The organism is Lachnospira intestinalis (assembly GCF_040095895.1).
GTDB classification, from domain to species: domain Bacteria; phylum Bacillota; class Clostridia; order Lachnospirales; family Lachnospiraceae; genus Lachnospira; species Lachnospira intestinalis.
Genome location: NZ_JBBMFS010000001.1, coordinates 256,838 through 270,422 on the forward strand (window position 1 = coordinate 256,838; position 13,585 = coordinate 270,422).

A 13,585-nucleotide genomic window follows, 5' to 3' on the forward strand; every position below is an offset into this window, starting at 1 on the left:
TTTTCGAGTTTCACTCGGAATAAAACTCAAAAGGTTATGTCTGCTAATGCAGTATTACAATGTTCCCGACACCAATGTCGGGAAGACAGGGCAGACTTCAAGAAAGTTTGCCCTTTATTTTGTGAAAGAGAGGTATTATTTTATGGCAGAATTTACAGGAATTGCACTTCAAACTGTTGCGCAGGGAGAAGATGTTGCATTTACAGAAACACCGGTTGCTGGTTCAAATTGCATTACGCACAGACAGGGAAGCGGTATTGTTAAATTGAGAGGACTTACAAACCAGTGCCGGGCAAGATTTTTAGTATCTTATTCCGGGAATATTCAAATCCCGACAGGTGGAACGGTTGAAGCTATTTCTCTTGCTATTGCGATTGACGGTGAGCCGCTGCAGTCAACTCGTATGATTGTTACACCGGCGGCAGTAGAGAACTTCTTTAATGTTTCGGCACAGGCATATGTAGACGTTCCACGCGGTTGCTGCGTTACGGCAGCGGTACAAAATACATCTGCACAGGCAATCGAAGTTCAGAACAGCAATTTAATTGCAGTTCGGGAAGCATAAGGGGGCGGTTTTATGGATATTATGAGAATGCACGACATGATTGAAAAACTGTCTGAATGTGCCAAATGTGAAATTGACAAAGGAATTGAAAATATAGACCCGTGTGAAATGGGACAGGTTACAGATATGATGAAAGACCTTGCAGAAGCAATGTATTATCGTACATTGATGAAATCAATGGAAGAATCGAGTGCAGATGAAACAATGGAAATGTTTGAGCGGCTTGGTGACGGCAGAAGATTTTATGATAACTACCGCTATTCAAACGGCAGATTTGCACCGAAAGGCAGAGGAACGCGCCGGGGATACGATGAACCTCCGTATTTCCACATGACACCGGAAATGTACCGCGGAATGGAACATGACAGGGATATTGACCGCAATTATGGAAGAATGTATTACACAGAACCGGCGACAAGCGGCATGAATATGACTGAAAGCGGATATGATAAAGCGAAGCGGCATTATACAGAAACCAAAGAAATGCACAAAGCGAATACCGCAGAGGACAAAGAACATAAGATGAAATCGCTTGAAAACTACATGAAAGAGTTGTCCGGCGATATTACAGAACTGCTTACAGACATGACGGCAGAAGAACGTACAATGCTGAAAAGCAAGCTTTCAACGCTTGTAAGTAAAATGTAATAATGTAATGGCAGGGGCAGAAATGTCCCTGCTTTCTTGAACATTGACAACTAAATATTGGCTAGTGATTTGTGGATTTAAAAAATTTTTTCAAAAAGGCATTGACTTGTTACACGTAACATTATATAATGTAACTCGTAACAAGGAGGTGGTTAAAATCGCACCTAAGAGCAGAGCTGATTACATGAAACAGCGTAGAGAAAAGACAAGAAATTTTAGTGCTGAACTTGACAGAGAAAAGTTTGAGAAGCTAGAAAAAAAACTTTCTGAAAAAGGGATAACTAAAAAGGAATGGCTTGACAACAAGGTTGATGAAGAAATCAGTAATTAAGCAAAAAGAGCAGTTGCCCATGATTTGACGGTCATGCAACTGCTCTAAAACCGAGATAACTCTCTGTGAAATATTTTATCATAGAGAGTATCTCTTTTCAAGAAAAAATTGAAAGGTAGGTATAATTTATGAAAGAATTTTTGCAAATAGTGTATACGAATCAAATAGAAAATACGGAAACTGGTGATGAGTATTTTAAAATCTTTGAACCATTTATGGATAGGCTTAAAGAAATCTTGAGTGACAGCCTTTATGAAGAACTAGAAGAATTGTTCAATACTTGTGCAGCTCAAAACAACAGCTTCTATGCAGTTACGGGTATGAAACTGGCGATTGGCATTATGGACGGAACCTTTGTTCCAACATGCTAGGAGGTTCTGTTATGAATGGAGAAGTAATAAATAAAAATACTACAATAACTACATTAGAAATTGCAAATATGCTAGAAATGAAACATTATAAGATACTTGAAAAATTAGAGGGTACAAAAGACGGCAAAACAAAGGGAGTTATTGAAACTTTAACTCACCACGATTTCGTGGTCAGTGATTATTTTATTCCGTCTACATATAAAGACGATAGCGGAAAAGAAAACAAATGTTATAAAGTAACCCGCATGGGCTGTGAGTTTCTTGCGAATAAGTTTACCGGGGAAAAGGGAATTGTTTTTACCGCCCTGTACGTGAAACGCTTCCACGATATGGAGCAGGCATTGAAAAAATCACGGCAGGCAATCCCGGAGAAAGAGTCACTTGAACATTATGGTATTGTAGAAAAGCCGGATAGCGGCAAGTGGTTTAACAAGAATAACTGGAAACTTAAAATAATCTGTGACCGATTCAAATGGACACGAAAATTTTTATACCACAAAATTCTTGTTGAACTGTCCGATTTGCACAATTTAGAGCTTGTAGAAAAGCTTTATACCGTTGCATACGGACACAAACCGGAGTACAAGCTGAATTTGCTGGATTACAGTGAAGAACTTGCCGAAACAGCAACAAGATATGTTAATTACTTGTTAATTGAAGAATGAAAAAATAATAATTTCAAATTTAGAAATCACTGGCTGATATTTAGCTGGTGATTTCTTTTTTTTGAGGTGAAATATGTTTTTGATAAATGGTATTGAGTGGAAAATTGAATTTGTTCACGGCACAAACAATAATTTGACACGTTCTGACGGCTCTATAAGCCTTGCTGTGACCGATTGGAACGACAAGACTATATATGTATCAAACAAGCCAAAAGGGGCTTATTTGCGTAAAATAATAGCACACGAACTATGCCATTGTTTTTGCTTTTCTTATGGTGTGAGTATGCCGATTGAACAGGAAGAATTTATGGCAGACTGGATAAGCAAATATGGCACAGATTTGATTTATCTGCTTGATTATTTAATGGCAGGGATACAGAGGGGAGCGGCAGTGTAATGGATAAAATAGATAAGCTTCTTGAATATGTGCGCCGGACAAATCCCGAAATGACAAAAGAACGATTGATTTATGAATTGGAAGAGTGCCAGTATACAGCAAAATCATTAATCTTTACGGCAGAAAGTGTGAATTTGCAAAAAGAAAAAGATTTAAAAAGTTGATTTAAAGCTATCTACATGGTATAGTATTAGAAAACGCAATAAAGGGGTAGCGAAGTATGAAAACTTGTCCAAATTGTGGAGAACTGATAGGCGATAGCGTTGACCGTTGTTTTAACTGCAATTACAGCTTTAAGTACAAGAGCGTAATTAAGAAAGAAGCATTGCAGGAGTGCAGAAAGCAGGCAGAAAAAGAAATCGAAGAACTTAACCGGAAAAGTAAAAAGCTGTGGCTGTTTAAAAAACGAAAACATTCAAAAATTATACGCTTATGGTACTGCACCGTGCAAATTGAACGGAAATAAAATAAGAAAAACAAATACATCAGGGACAACAGGTGTTTGGTTTGATAAGTCAAGGAATAGGTGGTGCGCAGAAATAATGTTTAAAAAGACAAAATATTTTTTAGGACGCTACAAAAGCAAAGAAGAAGCTATAAATATTCGGAAAATTGCAGAAGATAAAATTTTTTGCGAATTTTTAGAATGGTATGAAAAAACTAAAAAAAGTGATTGACTTTTTGCGAGGCATTGATATATTTATTCTATATAGTAAAAAGAGAGGAAGTGAAAGAAAAATGCCGGCGGGACACTTGAAAAATGAACATGATAAAGAGAATAAGGAACAGGACTTTGAAACAACATTTTTGCATGGGCATGACGGTTCGCAATGTATATATTATACAAATGAAAAATGCTTATATTATAATGACTGTGAATCACCGTGCCACCATTGTCATCACTACACGACAAAAATTAGAAATTGAAAAACTGCTTGTTGTTCGCAACGGGCAGTTTTTTTAAATTTTCGCTCAATTTTTTATTCGGAAAAATTTTTAACCCCCCGTCCCTTTAGATTTTCAGCCCGGTCAATCCATTTTCAAAAATCCTCAATTTTCGAGCGGATTTTAAGCAAATTTTGCCGGCAAAATTCACGAAAAGTTTTACTATTTTAACGTGCTAAAGTATAAACTATGAACTTGCTTCGGCGAATGAAAAGTCTATTTTTTTATGTCTGCAATCTTGTAAAATGCCCGCAGTCGCCTTATTATTTTGCTATGGTAAAAAGCTAGCCATATAAGGCATTTAAAGCCGTATATGGTTATAAACGGCATAGAAGCGCAACGGCAAAACACCTTTATTTTGGCGGTTGTTGTCCCTGCTTGTGCTTTGCCCGCGTAGCTTTTACGCGCTGTATAACAGTATCCCGATTTTGGGCGTAGTATTCCCGGTTATATATTGCCAAATTTTTGCGGCGTGCGATTCCTGCGCATTCTGGACAACAGTATTTCCGGTACACAGACATAAAATTCCTACCGCACACCGGGCAAATTCGATTTACTTTTTGGTTAGATAACTGCGCCCGCCTGCGTTCATTTCCGGCGGTGTCCTGCCGGTGCTTGCGTTCTGCAGCGCAGGCAGCGGAGCAGACCTCTACACCCTTGCAGCTTAAAAAGCTTTTGCCGCAAATGGTGCATTTTTTCATTTTTGGCATAGAATACCCCCTTTTATATTTTAAGATAGCACAAAAAAAGCTATAAAAATAGCCTTGCATTTTTTTGGTATATATGATATTATATTTTGCAAATGAAAGTTTGCGATGTGTGCGGTGTTTTGATAAACCGTAACACGTGGTGTATTGAAATATGTTTTATATTTCGACATCATTTAGCCGCACACAAAAGCCCCGGAAACAATCCGGGGCTTTTTTATTCTTCTAGAAGATACTTGTATGCCCTGTAAATTTCTTGGGCTTTGCTAATTTCTTTTATATTCCCAAAAAAATTTCGAAATAAAACGGCGTCGGGTTTTACGAACACCGTTACAAGTTCGGCTTCCCGGTCGTATTTGGAATATTTTTTTCTATCGGCTTTTACCCTACGATAAAAGTCGATACATGCCCCCGTTGCTTGCTTTTGCACGTCTAGGCAATACAATTTATTTCCGAGTTTAATTGGTATATCTCTTGTTGTTCCATACGGCAACTTGCCAATGGCGGCAATGTCGCCATTATTTAAATTGATAAGTTCCATGATCGTAACCTCCCTTTTAAAATACATCTGTTATTTTGTATATAGTTTCATGATATTCATTTTCGTTTGATACCACCTCTATAGTAATAGATATATTTTCATCGTATACTTCCAACGTTTGCGAGCTGGAATATGGTATATCTCTAAAATCACCGATTTCCACGGCATAATCTGAATAATCCGGACTGTTTCCGTTTTCGTCCAAATATTCAGAATCAAAGGCACAGATTAAATTTTCATAAAAATTTTCTTCTGTTGCCCATTCCCCGATTAAATTTCTTAAATTTTCGCGGAAGCGTTCTTCCGCCTGCTCTAATGTATACATAATATACCCCTTTCCGGGTTTTCACCCTTGTTTTTTGTTTTATTATATCCGAAATTCGGATAAAAGCAAGCCGGGGAATTGAACCCCGGAAGCCCGGCACCGTCTGCCGCTTGCCTGTTGTTATAAGGCTTTTAAAAGCTCTATAAGCTCACTGCGCCGCGTTTGAATCAGCTTCTTAGCGGTGCAGAAGTTAATCTTTCCACCGGATAAGCGTTCTAACTCTTTAGCGGCGCTTATATATGCGGAAAACTCTTTTTTATACGCGCTGTCAAATGCGCGTTCTTTTTCTACGTTTTCCGGCTCGGCTTCGTATTCCTGTTGTGCCTTGTCTGCGGCTTTTTCCAGCTGCTCTAATTCTTCAATTTTTTTTATTAATTCTATATTATTCATAACATAGAACCTCCTTTTATTTTTTATAAAAAGCATTGGACGGAATCGAACCGCCCGCGCGCCTGTTCTCTATGCCTGTACCGCTACAAGTTCCATGCCCGCACTGGCTACGTCCGGCAGGAATGTGCCGAGGGCGGCAACGGGGATAAACATAGTGTACCCGTCGAAGCTCCGGAACTCTGCCAGTCCGTCGCTTGTAGCGGTATATACATATTCGCGGAAATCCACGAAACTGTAATATATACCGCCAACGCGGTAATATGTCGCCGCTTCGGCGGCGGTCAATTTTTCAATTTCGGAAAGCCTTTTAATGAGTTTGCCATTTTTGTCTCGATATCTTTTCATTTTTAATCCTCCTTACTTACTCGCTAATTTTTTTAAAAATATCTATTGTTTTGCGCGCGTTTTCTCTCTTCTTTTCAGCTATACAACCACGACGGCGGCTCTTTAATGCCTTTCTTGCCGTCTCTAAGCTATTAACTCCCCATCCTGCGGCTTCTCTTAATAGCTCAACTTCTTCTTTTGGTAACTTAATAGCTCTTAAAGTATCGCAATTAATAGAGTAATCATCTTTGATTTCTGGATATAAATCTTGACAAAGCGGAATGTATTCATCACTTCCCATATTCTCGCCAATGTTCCACACATAAAACCCGGACGGAATTTTTTCGACTATTTTGAAAACATTTGTGTTTAGAGTTCCGCTCACAATTATATTGCCTACAACTTTAAATTTCATGATTTTGTACCATTTCGCCGATTGTGATATAATCGGCTCACCTTTCTTTTTTGATTGGTGGCAACCGCCTTTTTGTTCTCTTGTCTTTCGACAATGTTATAATAGCACATTAATTACATAAATGCAATACATAAATGCAATAAAATTAAAATAATATTTAATTTAATGCAAAAAATTGACTTTTATTGCAATATGTATTATTATATGTAATAGCATTACATTAATGAAAGGCGGATAATATGGATAATATTGAAATGTTAGAAAAGTACAAACAAAGGATAAAACGGCAAAACGAAAAAATAAAGCAGGACTACGACCGTGCGAGCGTAACACTCCCCAAAGGCACGAAATACCGTATACAGGCATTGGGCTACACCGTAAACGGATTTTTAAATTCTGCGGTATTGGCAGAGCTGGAAAGGTTAGAAGCAGAAGCACCGCAGACAGCGCAGCCGGAAGCCGTAAAAGAAGAACAGCCGGAGCAGGCACAGCCAAAAGCAGACCCACCGGAAGATGTCGCAGAATTAAATAATTGGTTGCACCAAATCCAAGAGGAAAACGAGCAAAAGCGCTTGCAAGAGGTCGCACGCAGGCAGGCGAACGTAGAAGCAGAAAACGGCTATGATTAATAAAATAGTTGCCGTTTAAAAAATTAAGCTATATAATCTATACAGAGCGGAACACGAACCGCCCGGCAATTTAATATAGCACGTAAAAAAAAGAGAACCGCGCCCCCTCGGCGGTTCTCTTTTTTGCTTCTTTTTTATTCTTCGGAGTTTCCCCAGCCGGAAAGCGTGCACGGATTCCCGTTGCCGTCTTCCCATCCGCCCGTTATCGGGTCAATGCCACTGTTTAATTCAGCGGTGCAATTTTTATAGTCCGCGCAATCTCCGCAAACTATATGTCCCAAAAAATCCCCGTCTAAATTTACAGAGAACACCGCCGAGCCGTCCCCCTCTACCGTTATGCCGTTTTTAAATTCCCAATATTCCATATTTTTATACCCTTGCGGCAGTATTGCCGCCCTTTTTTTTTGATAATAGTATTATCGCACCCACCTAATATTTTGTCAAGGAAATTTTATCTAAAAATAGAATAATTTTATTGACTTTTTACTATATATAATGTACAATTTTTAACATATTAAAAGGAAAGGAGCACGCAAAATGATAAAATACAAAATAGACGTATTCGAGTTGTTAAAAGAGCGTGGATATAATCAAGCCCGAATCCAAAAAAACGGGCTTTTGTCGGGGCAGACTATGCAAAATATTAAGGCAGGTAAAAGCGTTACACTGGAAACGTTAAACCGAATATGCATAATGTGCCGTTGCCAGCCGTCCGACATAATAGAGGTTGTGCCGACAGACGCGGAAAAAATAAAATTTTTCTAGCAAAAGCACTTGACAACATTCTAAAATTAGAATATAATAAAGACAGATTAAAGGAAAGGGCGCCCCGTAGAGGGGCGAGGGTACAGAAACATGAAAAAAATAATTTTTAAAGAGGACGAAAACAACACAATAATTATTACGGGGACGGCTTCCGAAGCTGAAGCCCTCTACAAACAGGCTTTAGCCAGTGGCGAAGCTTCGCCACTGGTAATTGAGCCAATGCCGAGATTTAACCCGGCGAAAATGTACGGCATCATGTTTTATGATGTCGAGGGGTTCGACTTCCCGCAATTTGAAGTTGTAACCGCGAACGGAATTGTCCGAATGTTGAACGATTCCGTCGAGGTATCGGAGTATGCCCCAGCATAAGGGGTGTACTGTAAATATTAATATAAGCCCTCTCCATTTTTTTGGGGGCTATTACTTTAAGGAGGGACGAAAATGAAAAAACAAGAAATTAATTCCGGCTTTTTAATTTCCAAAATGGAAGAAGCCGCAGGAGTTGAAACGGAAAAATATTTTAACGAGCAATTCAAAAAAATTTTGTCTGAAAATATTGAAAATTTAGAAACCTTAGCAGAAGAGGAAGAGGAAGACGGCGAAATTGAAGCCGCAGCAGAAAACCGCAAACTAATAACACGGCTGCGGCATGAACTGCAATTTGATGTCGATTATGACACATTTGACAGTTTAATGTTGCAAATTACCGGGGGTATATCTTACGATTTGGACATCGTAGATGAATATATATATACCGAAGAAAAAAAAGCACATATAAAAAAATGTGCAAATAAATATATGGGAATAATTGCTGGATTCCCAGAAATCGCCGATTATGAAATTAGTTATTCAAATCGGAGCCAATCTATATATTTAGTAACGGATTTACCTGTTACTGATGATAATATAAATAAATTCATTGTTGATTGTTGCCACTGCGAAGTGACTTATACTGAACGATACACAACAAACACGGTTGAAATCCGCCTTTCGGACCACGATTTTGGCGGAAATATTAATTATTCATATTGGAAACCGTGTATTAATATTGTTATTAATTAGGGAGGACTGAAAATATGAAATTTAAAATAGCCGGGGTGCTGTGTTCCCGGCTATTTTTATGCCTTAATTAATCATTATATAACTATATATTGAATAAGTCAATGTTATCCAACTAAATATATAATTTAATAAAAATTTAATAAAATTTATAAATAATTCCGCTACTCGAGCGATACCCTATAGATACCCTATCCGCAGAAGAAAAAAGAGAAAAAAAGAACGAAAGAAAAACCAAAGAGAAAAGAAGCAAAAGAGAAAATAAAAAGAAAGATAGAATAAAAAGAGAAATAAAGAAGATATATTTTTAAATAAAATACACTGTATTTTTTATTTTTTAAGTAATTTAGGGAATTAATTTAGTTTATATATATAATATAATACGCGCGGATTTATTTAAAATATATTCAAAAAAGCTATTGACAGTATAATTATTTTAGTGTATTGTGTAAGCACAGGTTGCAGAAATGCAAAAATGAAAATTGAATAGTAATTATTTTTAATACCTACAAATGCGAGCCGCGGATTTCCAGCGACCAAAGAAACCCAAATAAAAATTGGGTTGAACAATGCAGTTTGTAGGTATTTTTTTTATTTTAAAATTTAAAAGTTGGGAGGTGTACAGAATTGGAGAAATTAGCAGGAGCAGAGCCAAGCTCATTAGAATCAATCAAAAATGATTTTGAGGAGTATTTAAAAGAGTTCTGCACTGAAAACAATATTAAAGACCAGTACGACATCTATCCGGCCATGTGGAATGCAGCACTTACATATATTTGCCAAAATACTTTTAAGGCTAATCCAAGTATTTTAGCAATGCCTAAAAATATAAATAATGCTTATAACTTAGAAGCTGTAGATTATATATTAGATATATATGCTTACGAATGTTTTATACATAATCAAGAGATAAGTGTAGTTGGTTTTCATTTGTTTTCAGGTATGTCCTTAGATACTATATATAGTCTAAATAATAGCAATAAAAGATGTGTTGTATATAAGGATTTACAGGGGAATGTTATTAGTAATTTAACTGTAAGCAGGCTAAAAGAGGGGGAATATGTAAAAGAGCTAAGCACAAAAGGGGCTGACATTTTTAAAAAATTGAAATTATTTTCTGAGGAAAGTTTGACAGCTCTGATGAAAGACAGGCGCAACAATCCAATGAAGTACTTGCCTATACTAAATAGGCGCTTCGGTTGGAATCTGCCAGGAGTAAGCCGGGAAACGTTCGGAAAGACAGCATTGACAGCGGCGGACCTCCCAAAATTGGGAACGGAATTGGACGAAAACGGCGCACAACTTCCACGGTTAGAAGCGTGCGAAACGTTAAACAATTCAGACACAATTTAAAAGTGCCGTATTTACTGGTGTTCAAGCTATTTCGATATGCTTAGAACTTCGCTAAACATGAGTTTAGCGAAATGAACAAAACAAATAATCAGAAACAACAAACAAAATAGCGAATAATCAGACAATTAAATAACGGCAGATAATTGCCTGCAATGGTGATTCTGTTAGGGGGTGGGGGTTGAATAAAAACAGCCACCCGACCCGACTAAGTACCAAAAATAATCTCAAAAACAAAAAGAGGTGTATCAATGACATTAAATGAGTATCAGGCAGAAGCAATGCGTACAGCAAGTAGAACAGCCACAGCACACGAAGATAATCTTTTGCTTAATGGAGTGATGGGCTTAAATGGCGAAGCTGGAGAAGTGATTGACATGGTAAAGAAAATGCTTTTTCAAGGTCATACGCTTGATAAAGACCACATGGCAAAAGAACTGGGCGATTGCCTTTGGTATTTAGCCGTAGCCGCAAAAGGCATTGGATATGACTTAGATACCATTGCTGAAATGAACAAAGCAAAGCTTAGAAATCGTTACCCGAACGGTTTTGAATCCGAAAGGTCGTTACATCGGGATAGCAAAGACATTTAAAGCAAAACAAACACCTTGTCAAACAATGCTGTAAGAATGGCTACAAAGGATAGTACAATGAGGTGTGCGGGAAATAGAGTTGGGAATACCCGCAAAACAATGCCCTATAGCCAAGCGGTAAGGCACGGGATTTTGATTCCTGTATCACCGGTTCAAATCCGGTTAGGGTAGCTGGGCTTTTGATAGCCCTTTTGTCCCATTCTTTGGTACCCCCTTATCTCCCGTTAGCGGAAAGCTGATTAAAGGACCGTCACAAGGTCCGGCGGGATTTACAAACATGATTACCCCGGTGCAGATAGGCTTTTCAACCTTGCCGGGATACACTGAATTGAGTTAAAGCTTTTCGGGATACTGGAAAGTGTAGGCTTTTTGCTTGAAGCAATTTAAGCAAAGAAGACAGCAAAGCTGTCAACAAAGTGGTGCAGTATATCATCATAAGGACGTCAAAAGTAGAATCCTTGTGGCTGACGAATAATAAACGCTTGCGGTGCAAGAATAACCTGTTTGTGTTCGTGGTGTGAAAGACTACAAACAAAACAGGAATTTCATTAAGTCGGCTTGCCTTGAATCCGGGAAACCGGAGTATAACACAAGAAATTTGTTAAAGTAGCGGTATGGCAAAACAATTTTTTTTGGCAAACCAAAAAAACTTCCGAAAGAACCGTGAAATTTGCAGGTTAAATTCGCTCCCTGTCCGTGCTTGACAGCGGTAAGAAGCCAAGGGTCGCACCCGGAAGCTCGGACTTATCGTCACGGTGACTGAATGTGACTGCGGGTATGATGAATAAAGAGAAGTCTTAATCATGTTTGTTTTTTTGGAAAAGCGGCAACGATTGGCGGTGTTGCGGCAGACTGTAAATCTGTTCCCATGTGGTAAACATTGGCGGTTCGATTCCGCCCTTTTCCATTTTTTTTAAAAAAAATAAAAATAAAAAAGAGGTGCAGTATGGCAAAAGGTGTTCATGCAGTAGATAAGGACAAGTTTATTGAAGCCTACAATAAATGGGCGAGCGGCGAGGTAACGATAACAAAAGCAACGGAAATAGCCGGCATGAGTTATCCGACATTTCACAAATACGTAGGCATATTAATTACAGGCGGGAAATTTCCTGACGGGCTATTTAAGGATTAGGAGAGTGCGCATGAGAGTAGAGATTAAAGGTAATGTATATGGAATGTCGCGCAAAGAGTACAAGCAGTTCCTTAAAATAGCAAGCAAAGCTATACCATGTGGCATTTATGCGGCTGAAAAGGGAAGCACTGCTATTATGCTGAATGAAAAATACGGGAGCATTGAAGATTTGAGAAAATCCGTGTCCGAATATAAATTAAAAGGATTCAAGGTGTATTACAATGACAAGAACAACGATAAAAAAGTAGTGAAATAATAATGAAATATATAAAAGAATGGCACACTTGCGACAGGTGTGGAAAAGAGATAATACCTAAGAGCTGGAAAGAAGTTAGATTTAAGCAAGTCGAAAGTTGCGGAGACATAGTTCCTACTTTTGAAGATAATGATATGTGTCTTGAAATCAAGAATGTCCGTAGATATAAATTTTTAGAAAAAACATATGAATTATGCCCTAAGTGCAGAAAAGATTTTGAGAGGTTTATGAGGAATCAGTTATGAAAATATCAGAAATGAATAACTGCATTGAGAAAATGCGTGAATGTTACAAGTTTGATGATGATAAAACGGAAATACGGATTGGGGATATGATGAGTGGAAGCAGCAGATATGTAGCTGTCGGTACAAGGGATGAAAACGGAACACAGATTGAAATGACAAGATATGCGGATGAACTGAACAAGGAGTGAGATTATGTTAATAGTTGCATTGCAAGACGATATAGACAATTTATATGCTATCTGGAATACAGTTGCAGACCGATTTTTAGGAGTTAATCTTGGAAAATATGAAGCTGTCGGAATTATTATGGACTACAAGGGAGATTACACCTTTGAAGAAGCATTAGACAGAGTGGAACACCCACAACCATTTAAAGATATTGCCAAGTGCTTGTGCGAAGAACTTAATCGTGACGATAACAAAGTTGAAAATGCAATCCAATACTTAAAAGATGTATCGTGGAAAATAGGAACTACTGGCGTTGAGTATCTTTCAGAGAGAGACGGACAAAAAATGAGGGAGTACATAAATGTACTTGAAAACAGAATTGATGAATTAGAACAATGATTGCTGATTACCAGCGGAAAGGAATTATTATGAAAAAGAAAATTTTAGCAGTTGTATTAGGCTTGACATTGTGCTTAGGAATGACCGGATGTGCGTCATGGGACAGAGCGGTAACAGATATGAAAAGTGATGTAAATGGCGGTATGCAAAGAACAATTACTGTATACACGGCAGATGGTAAAGAACTTGCAACATATAAAGGCAAAATTGATATTGGTGCATACGATGGTGGATATGTTAAGTTTGATTTTAACGGCAAGAGATATATCTACTACAATTGTTTTGTAGAAAGCATTGCAGATATTGATTAAGTGATATTACCGACTACAGATTGATTGTAGTCGCTAACCAACAAAAATTATTGG

General features: G+C 37.9%; 27 protein-coding genes and 1 tRNA gene. 22 read left to right on the forward strand and 6 right to left on the reverse strand.

From position 1 onward, the window contains the following. Positions 1-142: 142 nt before the first annotated feature. From WMO37_RS01080 to WMO37_RS14900, 9 genes are all read left to right on the forward strand, one after another. The gene (locus WMO37_RS01080) at positions 143-565 is read left to right on the forward strand and encodes a hypothetical protein (protein ID WP_349154054.1); all 423 of its coding nucleotides are present in this window, start codon (positions 143-145) and stop codon (positions 563-565) included. Positions 566-577: 12 nt separating this feature from the next. After that, on the forward strand, positions 578-1,213 hold the full coding sequence (locus WMO37_RS01085) for a hypothetical protein (protein ID WP_349154055.1): 636 nt from the start codon (positions 578-580) through the stop codon (positions 1,211-1,213). 184 nt (positions 1,214-1,397) lie between these two features. Beyond that, positions 1,398-1,544: a hypothetical protein gene (locus WMO37_RS01090; protein WP_349154056.1), complete on the forward strand. Its 147-nt coding sequence runs from the start codon at positions 1,398-1,400 to the stop codon at positions 1,542-1,544. Between the two features lie 128 nt (positions 1,545-1,672). Then, a complete protein-coding gene (locus WMO37_RS01095) occupies positions 1,673-1,915 on the forward strand; it encodes a hypothetical protein (RefSeq protein WP_349154057.1) in 243 nt (80 codons plus the stop codon). A gap of 11 nt (positions 1,916-1,926) precedes the next feature. Further along, positions 1,927-2,580, forward strand: a complete 654-nt coding sequence (locus tag WMO37_RS01100; protein WP_349154058.1) for a Rha family transcriptional regulator — start codon at positions 1,927-1,929, stop codon at positions 2,578-2,580. A 73-nt stretch (positions 2,581-2,653) separates the two neighbouring features. Next, on the forward strand, positions 2,654-2,977 hold the full coding sequence (locus WMO37_RS01105; RefSeq protein WP_349154059.1) for a hypothetical protein: 324 nt from the start codon (positions 2,654-2,656) through the stop codon (positions 2,975-2,977). Beyond that, complete coding sequence (locus WMO37_RS01110; protein WP_349154060.1) at positions 2,977-3,141, forward strand: hypothetical protein; 165 nt, start codon at positions 2,977-2,979, stop codon at positions 3,139-3,141. The genes WMO37_RS01105 and WMO37_RS01110 overlap by 1 nt, the downstream gene beginning before the upstream one ends. A 56-nt stretch (positions 3,142-3,197) precedes the next feature. Beyond that, a complete protein-coding gene (locus WMO37_RS01115; protein WP_349154061.1) occupies positions 3,198-3,443 on the forward strand; it encodes a hypothetical protein in 246 nt (81 codons plus the stop codon). Between the two features lie 76 nt (positions 3,444-3,519). Next, positions 3,520-3,654 (forward strand): hypothetical protein, encoded by a 135-nt coding sequence (locus tag WMO37_RS14900; protein WP_436970241.1) that lies wholly within the window; start codon positions 3,520-3,522, stop codon positions 3,652-3,654. Between the two features lie 1,192 nt (positions 3,655-4,846). Here the strand turns inward: WMO37_RS14900 and WMO37_RS01125 are convergent. From WMO37_RS01125 to WMO37_RS01145, 5 genes are all read right to left on the reverse strand, one after another. Then, positions 4,847-5,170, reverse strand: coding sequence for a hypothetical protein (locus WMO37_RS01125; protein ID WP_349154063.1), 324 nt, complete (start codon positions 5,168-5,170; stop codon positions 4,847-4,849). Positions 5,171-5,186: 16 nt separating this feature from the next. Further along, a complete protein-coding gene (locus WMO37_RS01130) occupies positions 5,187-5,495 on the reverse strand; it encodes a hypothetical protein (RefSeq protein ID WP_349154064.1) in 309 nt (102 codons plus the stop codon). A gap of 120 nt (positions 5,496-5,615) precedes the next feature. Beyond that, positions 5,616-5,885 carry a hypothetical protein gene (locus tag WMO37_RS01135; protein ID WP_349154065.1) on the reverse strand — a complete coding sequence of 90 codons (270 nt, stop codon included), beginning with the start codon at positions 5,883-5,885 and terminating at the stop codon, positions 5,616-5,618. A gap of 69 nt (positions 5,886-5,954) precedes the next feature. Then, complete coding sequence (locus WMO37_RS01140; protein WP_349154066.1) at positions 5,955-6,230, reverse strand: hypothetical protein; 276 nt, start codon at positions 6,228-6,230, stop codon at positions 5,955-5,957. Positions 6,231-6,246: 16 nt separating this feature from the next. Then, positions 6,247-6,624 (reverse strand): hypothetical protein, encoded by a 378-nt coding sequence (locus tag WMO37_RS01145; RefSeq protein WP_349154067.1) that lies wholly within the window; start codon positions 6,622-6,624, stop codon positions 6,247-6,249. 239 nt (positions 6,625-6,863) lie between these two features. On the opposite strand from WMO37_RS01145, the gene WMO37_RS01150 reads away from it, so the two are divergent. Next, positions 6,864-7,253 carry a hypothetical protein gene (locus WMO37_RS01150; RefSeq protein WP_349154068.1) on the forward strand — a complete coding sequence of 130 codons (390 nt, stop codon included), beginning with the start codon at positions 6,864-6,866 and terminating at the stop codon, positions 7,251-7,253. 134 nt (positions 7,254-7,387) lie between these two features. Here WMO37_RS01150 and WMO37_RS01155 read toward each other — a convergent pair whose 3' ends face one another. After that, positions 7,388-7,618: a hypothetical protein gene (locus WMO37_RS01155; RefSeq protein ID WP_349154069.1), complete on the reverse strand. Its 231-nt coding sequence runs from the start codon at positions 7,616-7,618 to the stop codon at positions 7,388-7,390. 172 nt (positions 7,619-7,790) lie between these two features. Here WMO37_RS01155 and WMO37_RS01160 point away from each other — a divergent pair, with 172 nt between their 5' ends. The 12 genes from WMO37_RS01160 (at position 7,791) to WMO37_RS01215 (ending at position 13,531) form a co-directional block, all read left to right on the forward strand. Next, positions 7,791-8,018 carry a helix-turn-helix domain-containing protein gene (locus tag WMO37_RS01160; protein WP_349154070.1) on the forward strand — a complete coding sequence of 76 codons (228 nt, stop codon included), beginning with the start codon at positions 7,791-7,793 and terminating at the stop codon, positions 8,016-8,018. A gap of 90 nt (positions 8,019-8,108) precedes the next feature. Next, positions 8,109-8,387 carry a hypothetical protein gene (locus tag WMO37_RS01165; protein WP_349154071.1) on the forward strand — a complete coding sequence of 93 codons (279 nt, stop codon included), beginning with the start codon at positions 8,109-8,111 and terminating at the stop codon, positions 8,385-8,387. A gap of 72 nt (positions 8,388-8,459) precedes the next feature. Further along, entirely contained in the window at positions 8,460-9,080 is a 621-nt protein-coding gene (locus WMO37_RS01170) for a hypothetical protein (RefSeq protein WP_349154072.1), read from the forward strand. Positions 9,081-9,704: 624 nt separating this feature from the next. Next, positions 9,705-10,430 (forward strand): hypothetical protein, encoded by a 726-nt coding sequence (locus tag WMO37_RS01175; protein ID WP_349154073.1) that lies wholly within the window; start codon positions 9,705-9,707, stop codon positions 10,428-10,430. A 248-nt stretch (positions 10,431-10,678) separates the two neighbouring features. Continuing rightward, positions 10,679-11,020 (forward strand): nucleoside triphosphate pyrophosphohydrolase family protein, encoded by a 342-nt coding sequence (locus WMO37_RS01180; protein ID WP_349154074.1) that lies wholly within the window; start codon positions 10,679-10,681, stop codon positions 11,018-11,020. Between the two features lie 100 nt (positions 11,021-11,120). Continuing rightward, positions 11,121-11,191 (forward strand) — tRNA-Gln (locus tag WMO37_RS01185). A 775-nt stretch (positions 11,192-11,966) separates the two neighbouring features. Further along, a complete protein-coding gene (locus tag WMO37_RS01190) occupies positions 11,967-12,152 on the forward strand; it encodes a hypothetical protein (protein ID WP_349154075.1) in 186 nt (61 codons plus the stop codon). A 10-nt stretch (positions 12,153-12,162) separates the two neighbouring features. After that, on the forward strand, positions 12,163-12,408 hold the full coding sequence (locus WMO37_RS01195) for a hypothetical protein (protein WP_349154076.1): 246 nt from the start codon (positions 12,163-12,165) through the stop codon (positions 12,406-12,408). Between the two features lie 2 nt (positions 12,409-12,410). Then, positions 12,411-12,653, forward strand: coding sequence for a hypothetical protein (locus tag WMO37_RS01200; RefSeq protein ID WP_349154077.1), 243 nt, complete (start codon positions 12,411-12,413; stop codon positions 12,651-12,653). Continuing rightward, the gene (locus WMO37_RS01205; RefSeq protein ID WP_349154078.1) at positions 12,650-12,841 is read left to right on the forward strand and encodes a hypothetical protein; all 192 of its coding nucleotides are present in this window, start codon (positions 12,650-12,652) and stop codon (positions 12,839-12,841) included. Before WMO37_RS01200 ends, WMO37_RS01205 begins: the two co-directional genes overlap by 4 nt. Positions 12,842-12,845: 4 nt before the next feature. Further along, positions 12,846-13,220 carry a hypothetical protein gene (locus WMO37_RS01210; protein WP_349154079.1) on the forward strand — a complete coding sequence of 125 codons (375 nt, stop codon included), beginning with the start codon at positions 12,846-12,848 and terminating at the stop codon, positions 13,218-13,220. A 29-nt stretch (positions 13,221-13,249) separates the two neighbouring features. Beyond that, positions 13,250-13,531, forward strand: a complete 282-nt coding sequence (locus WMO37_RS01215) for a hypothetical protein (protein ID WP_349154080.1) — start codon at positions 13,250-13,252, stop codon at positions 13,529-13,531. Positions 13,532-13,585: the final 54 nt, after the last annotated feature.